At 60.0% G+C, this 7,300-nt stretch carries 5 protein-coding genes and 2 pseudogenes; 2 read left to right on the top strand and 5 right to left on the bottom strand.

Annotated features, from left to right (window positions below):
• Window positions 1–352: 352 nt before the first annotated feature.
• Both RFN30_RS30010 and RFN30_RS30005 read left to right on the top strand, forming a co-directional pair.
• Window positions 353–583 (top strand): annotated as a pseudogene (locus tag RFN30_RS30010) (winged helix DNA-binding protein); the annotation flags it as partial.
• 103 nt (window positions 584–686) lie between these two features.
• Window positions 687–900, top strand: a pseudogene (locus RFN30_RS30005) (transposase domain-containing protein); the annotation flags it as partial.
• A 539-nt stretch (window positions 901–1,439) separates the two neighbouring features.
• On the opposite strand, the gene tdh reads toward RFN30_RS30005, so the two are convergent.
• The 5 genes from tdh to RFN30_RS29980 all read right to left on the bottom strand — a co-directional run bounded on the left by tdh (window position 1,440) and on the right by RFN30_RS29980 (window position 7,285).
• Complete coding sequence (tdh, locus tag RFN30_RS30000; protein WP_320265616.1) at window positions 1,440–2,474, bottom strand: L-threonine 3-dehydrogenase; 1,035 nt, start codon at window positions 2,472–2,474, stop codon at window positions 1,440–1,442.
• 161 nt (window positions 2,475–2,635) lie between these two features.
• On the bottom strand, window positions 2,636–4,396 hold the full coding sequence (nifA, locus tag RFN30_RS29995; RefSeq protein ID WP_320223342.1) for a nif-specific transcriptional activator NifA: 1,761 nt from the start codon (window positions 4,394–4,396) through the stop codon (window positions 2,636–2,638).
• A 158-nt stretch (window positions 4,397–4,554) separates the two neighbouring features.
• Complete coding sequence (locus RFN30_RS29990) at window positions 4,555–4,848, bottom strand: ferredoxin family protein (RefSeq protein WP_320265615.1); 294 nt, start codon at window positions 4,846–4,848, stop codon at window positions 4,555–4,557.
• 9 nt (window positions 4,849–4,857) lie between these two features.
• Window positions 4,858–6,165, bottom strand: a complete 1,308-nt coding sequence (locus tag RFN30_RS29985; protein ID WP_320223340.1) for an FAD-dependent oxidoreductase — start codon at window positions 6,163–6,165, stop codon at window positions 4,858–4,860.
• A 10-nt stretch (window positions 6,166–6,175) separates the two neighbouring features.
• Entirely contained in the window at window positions 6,176–7,285 is a 1,110-nt protein-coding gene (locus RFN30_RS29980) for an electron transfer flavoprotein subunit alpha/FixB family protein (RefSeq protein ID WP_320223339.1), read from the bottom strand.
• Window positions 7,286–7,300: the final 15 nt, after the last annotated feature.

Genomic DNA, 7,300 nt, shown 5'->3' with positions numbered 1-7,300 from the left:
TCGGCAGGCACTGCAAAACCGACTGCGGGGCTGATGTCGGCCTCTGCTGGTCAAAAAGCGATATACCGACCGAGGTGTTCTGGAATCCCAGCCTGATCCCGGAGCCCGCTGCGCGCCATCGCTAAACTTCCCACGAAGAGGTCAAGCTTCCAATGTAATGAGTTTCAGTTCCAGATTTGATTCAGGGGCCCGCTGACCTGCTCCCCGTTTTGTCCGCGCCTATAAGTTAGCCCTGTTCACCTTTTGAGGTGCTCCCCATCTTTGGATCGCCCGGGCCGGAACTTCCGGGGTGTCTGGCCGCTCCAAGTACAAACATTGGCTTGTAGGTACAAAACTTTGGGTGTTGCACCAGCTGACGCGAACGCCCGACGAGAACGATCGCCGCGTCGGGAACCTGGCGCTGACCAGAGCAGGGCTCACCGCCTATCGCGAGATGGTGCCGCTGGCGAAGACGTTTGAAAGGGAGTTGCTGGAGAGGCTGAGTGCGGAAGAGCGAGCGGCGATTGTAAAGGGCGTAGCGGCGCTCGAAGCCTGTTTGGGACAAGACACAGTTGGTGCTAATCATTTTGGGCTAAAGGGTTGAAGTCAGGACTGGACATACGGATGGCTTGGCTTCCAAAGGGATTTCGCGCCGGAGGGCCACCCGTCATCCGGCAGCTCCAGCAACTTCTATCGAAAATCGGTCTACCGTCGACGGAGCCAAGGCCAGCGCCATCGTCTACAGCTTGGTGCTGACCTGCCGCGCCTCACTCGTCGAGCCGCTCGCATGGTTGCGCCACGTTCTCACCGAACTGCCTCAACGCGCTGTCGATACCGATATCGGCGATCCCCTTCAACTTCGCCAAAGCCGCTGCAGCTCGATCCGCCCGGACGCGTCCGTTTGAAAGCGACCGTCGTTGAAAGGGCGGCGGCGACGCGCGGGGAAATTCGCGCTTACCATCGATCCCGCAGGCCAGTGCTTCGTGCTTCTAACCAACGGAATGAGCGATCGGCGCATGGCCACTCCGTCAACAGCAGGAGAGACGTCGAGCGGCGAGCGGAACTAATCTGGTGTGTTCGTGACCAGAACATCATCAACAATCTCAAACGGCTGCCGGAGTATCCTTTGTCGACAATAAATGGTTGGGTTTTGGTTACCGCATCGAAATGCTTTGGTTCGCCGGTCTCAGGATCGGATTTCCGAGTTTTCCCGTTTCTTACCCCTATCATAGCGCCGGACAACCGTATTGCCGAGGCGCTGACCATTGACAATGACGTTGGGATCCTCTGCGTCCATTTGATCTCCTGTGCGGAGTACGAGTTCATCAGAACGGCGGGGTTGAACCTACCACCCTTCCTCGAATGCTCGACGAGCGTCACTATCCGCCAGTATTCAATCCCAAACGAACGTCTGACGTGTGTGGCGCTGGCAGCGCCAAGGCTTGACGAAGGCATAACCTCTACCAATCCATCACCACCTTGCCCGAACTCCCACTCCGCATCGCATCGAACCCGACCTGGAAATCGTCGATCCCAATGCGATGCGTGATCAGCCCGGAAACATCCAGCGGTCCCTGCACCAAGGCGATCATCTTGTACCAGGTCTCGAACATCTCGCGGCCATAGATGCCTTTCAGGTGCAGCATCTTGAAGATGACCTTGTTCCAGTCGATCTCGAAGCCGGTGGGCGCGATGCCGAGGATGGCGATCTTGCCGCCATTGTTCATGGTGTCGATCATGTCGCGGAAGGCGGGCGCCGCGCCCGACATCTCCAGGCCGACGTCGAAACCTTCTGTCATGCCGATCGACGGCATCACGTCGCGCAGCTTCTCCTTCGAGGCGTCGACCACATGATGAACGCCGAGCTTGCGCGCCAGATCGAGACGAACCGGGTTGATGTCGGTGATGACGACTTTGCGCGCGCCGACGCATTGCGCGACCAGCGCGCCCATGATGCCGATCGGCCCGGCGCCGGTGACCAGCACATCCTCGCCGACGAGATCAAAGGACAATGCGGTGTGAACGGCATTGCCCAGTGGATCGAAGATGGCGGCGATCTCGTCCGGCACGTCGTCGGGGATCGGCACCACATTGTGTTGCGGGATCACCATGTATTCGCCGAAGGCGCCGGGGCGGTTGACGCCGACGCCGAGCGTGTTGCGGCAGAGATGGCCTCGCCCGGCGCGGCAGTTGCGGCAATGGCCGCAGACGATATGGCCTTCGCCCGAGACGCGCTGGCCGACCTTGTACTCGGTGACCGCGGCGCCGAAATCGGCGACCGTGCCGACGAATTCATGGCCGGTCACCATCGGCACCGGCACCGTCTCTTGCGCCCACTGGTCCCAGTTGTAGATGTGGACGTCGGTGCCGCAGATCGCGGTCTTCCTGACCTTGATCAGCACGTCGTTGGGGCCGATCCCGGGCACCGGCACCTCTTCCATCCAGATGCCCGGCTCGGCCTTGGCTTTCACCAGCGCCTTCATCATGTTGGACATTCTTTTGTTCCTTGGATCCGCCGACATGCGCCTGGCCCTTCGGCACCACCGGGAAGGAGAAGCCGATGACGTAGTGCCTCGATTCTACATGCGCTGCGTCGAGTGGCGTCTCAAAGGCACCACTCGCACATAGCGCGAGGACGTTTGACCTCGCAGGGCGTTTAGAACTTCTTTACCTCGATACCATGCCGACGCAGGGCATAGCCGACTTGCCGCGGCGTCAGGCCGAGGATACGACCAGCCTTGGCCTGAACCCAGCCGGCCTTCTGCATCGCGTCGATCAGCCGGTCGCCATCGGTCACACGCATGCCTGTTGCACCCGAGGCAGGATGGCTCGGACCGCGGGCGTTGACGGGCACCGCCGCGCCGTCGGAGGCGCCGGTGCGCCTGGCTCCCAGCGGCGATTCAACCGGCATCCTGTTGCGGCCGAACTCATCGCTGGCATTGCCGTCATTTGCACGGTCGGCTCCTTTCCAGAGGAGGGAAGACAGGCACTGGCTATTCTGGCAGGCAAAATCTGAAGTGGCGATAGTGCTTGAACGCGCAAGAGTGGCCGTCCTTCGCACGCAGTTTTCCAGCTCACGGACGTTGCCAGGGAAGTAGCATTGCGAGATCAGGTCAAGCGCCGACGGCGCGAAGGCGAGCTCGCGATGGTTCTCGCTATTGAATCGATCGAGGAAGGCCTTCGCAAGGCGTGGAATGTCGCCGGGTCGCTCTCTGAGCGGTGGCAGCATGATTGGCACCACATTGATACGGTAGTAAAGATCGGCCCTGAACTCTCCATTCACGACAGCCGTCTCGAGATCCTTGTTGGTGGCGCATATGAGCCGGACGTCGACCGTTAGCGTCCTGGTGCCGCCGACGCGCTCCAACTCGCCTTCCTGCAAGACGCGCAAGAGCTTTGCCTGGAAGGCAGGCGAAATCTCGCCGATTTCGTCAAGCAACAGGGTTCCGCCATTGGCTAATTCGAAACGGCCGGCGCGCTGCGCGACAGCCCCGGTGAAGGCGCCCTTTTCATGCCCGAACAACTCCGATTCCAGAACGCTTTCAGGCAGTGCGGCGCAGTTCAGTTTGACGAAAGCCTTCTTGCTGCGAGGCGAAAGCTTATGGATGGCCTGCGCAAAAAATTCCTTGCCGGTGCCGCTTTCACCCCGCAAAAGCACGGTGGAGTTGGTCCTTGCCACGACCGCGGCGGTTTCAAGCACCTGCTTGAGTGCTAGACTTTCCCCGATGATCCCGTCGATTTTGACAGGCGAATGGCGCGCAGGGCGGGCCTCCTTCTCGTCGCGCGAGTTCTCCGCTCTCCCTTCCTCCTCAAAGAGCCGCTGACGATCTGTGCTCAGGATGCGATGGAGGCGGATAGTCCGGCCGACAAGATTGGCGACCATTGTCAGCAAGCTCACGTCTTCGTCGCAATGCACGCTGGCGGCGCCGTCCCGGATACGGTCGATCGACAGTGTACCGAGCATTTCATCCTCAGCCTCTATTGGCACTCCGATAAAGGTAACTGGCGTGGTTGCGCCGCCCAAAGCCGTTTGGAGATCAGCCTGAAATAGTTCGGACTTGCTGACATCGTGTATGACGAGTGGCCTCCCCGTAGCGCAGATACGGTCTACCACGGCCTGCGGTGTGAAGCGGCGCCAATCTGATTGAGGAGCGTGTTTGTTGCCGGCAGTTGCGGCAATCTCCAGCTCCCCGGCCGCCTCCTTGATGACCATTTCTCCATGACGCATTTGCACAAACGAGGAGAGAATGTTCACGACATTGCCAAGCGTGATCTGCAGCCGCGTGGGGGCAGTCAGGATCTCGGATATCTCGTAGAGGCCCCTGAGCGGGATGTTTGCCCCGTGCATCGCTTTGATAGGTGGCCGTGCGTCGCCAACCCCTACCTCGTGCACCCGATCCCGCATTACTTGACCCATGGAAACGCCTCAGGGGTTGTAAGGTGCCCCTCCCAAAGCGCCTTTCTTCGACTCGCTACATCCTAGTATTCACGAGCCCCTGTTCAATTGCAAATTGTCATGTTGCAATCGCGACAATTCCAGGTATCGGCTCTGGCAAAGGCGCGCGCGTGCGCGGGTCATCCGAACTTGAAGAGGACACCGAAGCCGCCGCGCGGATAATTCCACTCGATCTCACCACTGGCCTCGCACAGTACCCGACAGGTGCCGCACTCCATGCAGCCGTCGGCGGTGATCTCCACCTGGCCCTTGTCGTTCAATTCATAACATTGGGCCGGGCAGACGCGGGTCAACGCGAGCAGGTTGGCGCTTGGCATTTGGTGCGGTCGCACTTTTATATGTGGGCGCCCCGAATCGACCAGATACCGGTTCTGGTAAAGCTTCTCTTCAATGCGTGGCACTGCGATTGTCATCTCGTCCTCCTACCGCCAGGCGAATGCCAGGCGGACCACGTCGCTCACCAGCCCCCAGCGCGAACGCGCCTTGATGAAGGCAGCTGTGGTCGCCTTTTCCTTGTCGATTTTCGGGGTGCCGTCGACCCGCATAAAGTTCTGAGCCGCCTGAGACATCAACTGCGGGTAGGTCGTGAAGAAATTTTGGGAATTGGTGTGGAGCAGGGCCGGCATGTCCTTGTATTTCTTCAGGTCTTTGATTACGAAAGACTTGTTTAACATGGTCTTGTAGAGCGCAAGGTTCTGTTTGGTCATCGGCCGCTTGCGGCTCTTGACCTGCATGATTGCCTCAGCCGCGATGCGACCGGAGGTCATGGCGAGGTTCGAACCCTCCCGGTGGACGGCGTTATTCAGCTGCGCAGCATCGCCGACCACCACCCAGCCGTCGCCAAACAGCTGTGGAATCGCATTGTAGCCACCCTCGGGAATGAGATGCGCGGCATATTCTTTCACCTCCGAGCCGGCGATCAGCGGCCGGATCGAAGGATGGTTTTTTAACGCATCGAGTATGACGTATGGGCTCTCCATCATCGAAGCGAAATCCGAAACGAGGCAGCCGATGCCCAGTGAGATCGATTCCTTGTTGGTGTAAAGGAAGCCGAGCCCGGCCATGCTGCGGGAGATTGTACCCACTGCCTCGATCACGCAGCCTTCACCGGCCTTGAGGCCGAACCGCTGCTCTATGACTTCTTCAGGCAGGAAATGCATTTCCTTGACGGCGAGCGCCACGGATTTTGGCCTCGGCATCTCGCGAAGCCCGGCGCGCGTGCCAAGTAGTCCGGAGACACCTTCTGCGAGAACGACAACGTCCGCGAAAATCTCTCCGCCGACCCGGTCGGTGCGGACGCCGACCACCTTGTCCTTGGCATCGCGGACGAGTTCCGTCACGGTCGTCTCGCACAGAACCGTCGCCCCGGCCTCGCGCACCTTACGCGAAAACCATTTGTCGAACTGGGCGCGGATGATCGTATAGCGGTTGGGCTTCGCCTCGTTGAAGTCGTCCGACCGATAGTGAATCCCGGTGTGGGAAGTGTCGTCCATGGCCCAAAGCCGCTGTTCAACCAAATGGCGCTCGAGAGGCGCATCATCCCGGAAATCCGGGATGATCTTCTCCAGCATGTTCGCGTACATGATTGCACCCTGAACATTCTTGGAGCCCGGATATTCACCTCGCTCCAACTGCAGCACCTTCAGGCCGTGGCTTGCCATGGTGTACGCAGCAGCGTTTCCGGACATGCCGGCCCCAACAACAATGGCGTCGAATTTTTCCTCGATCATGTCCATCTCCCTAGCTCGCAAGCTTATCGCGACTGTGGGGCGACAGCCGCCGGGTGAAGGCCTCCGTCAGTGCGGGCAGGAAGCGGATCGCATCGGTAACGATCCCGAGGTGGGCGAAATCGAAAATCGGCGCCTTCGGGTCGGTGTTGATAGCCACGATGAGATCCGCTCCTTCGACGCCAACCCGGTGCTGGATGGCGCCGGAAATTCCTGCCGCTATGTAAAGCTTCGGCCGGATGGTCTTGCCTGTTTGGCCAATCTGCCGATCAGCCGACAGCCAGCCCTTTTGGACCAACGGGCGCGAACAGCCATGCTCGGCGCCGATTGCTCGTGCGAGATCCTTCACAAGCTGCAGGTTCTCCGCCGCGCCTAGACCGAGGCCTCCCGCAACCACAACGTCGGCATAGGCAAGATTGGCCTTTCCAGACTGGCTATCCGGCAGGAAGCCGAGGACTTTGGTGACGATGTCATCCTCGGCTACCGATAGCTGGTGCCGGATGACACGCCCGACCGGCTTATCCATCCGCCGCGGCATGGGCATGACCCTTGGTCGCACTGTCGCCATCTGCGGCCGGTAATTGAGCGTGTAGATCGTGCACAACAAGGAACCGCCGAAAGTTGGACGGGTCGCAGCGAGCGAACCGTCCGTATCGACGTCGAGTTCGGTGCAGTCGGCCGTGAGCCCTGTCTTCAAGGTGGTTGCGACCGAACCAGCAAGATCCCTGCCGAGTGTGGTCGCCCCGAGAAGCAGGATCTCGGGTTTATGGGCATCGACCAGATCCGTCATCGCCTTGGTGAAAGGCTCATTGCGATAGTCGGCAAGCAGCGGCGCCTCGACGTTGTAGACAAGATCGGCGCCATAAGCGAAGGCCTCGGTTACCGCAGACTGGGTGGTCTCTCCTGGCGGTCCGAGCACGATTCCCGCGAGCTCGACGCCAAGCTTGTCGGCGAGCTTGCGGCCTTCACCGAGTAGTTCGAACGATACCGGGTGGACCTGGCCGCGCTCGAGCTCGATAAACACCCAGACGTGGCGATAGTCCTTGAAATGGTCGGGCAGCTCCTTCTTTGTGCCGGCACGGCCGGAGGCAGGGCGAGGGGCTTCTCGATTCGCGCTCGACATCGTCTCTCCTTGCCG

Origin of the sequence: Mesorhizobium dulcispinae, from assembly GCF_033977345.1 — a bacterium.
Classification (GTDB): Bacteria; Pseudomonadota; Alphaproteobacteria; order Rhizobiales; family Rhizobiaceae; genus Mesorhizobium; species Mesorhizobium dulcispinae.
Note: the sequence above shows the minus strand (reverse complement) of the source record. Positions and strands in the feature narration are given on the sequence as shown.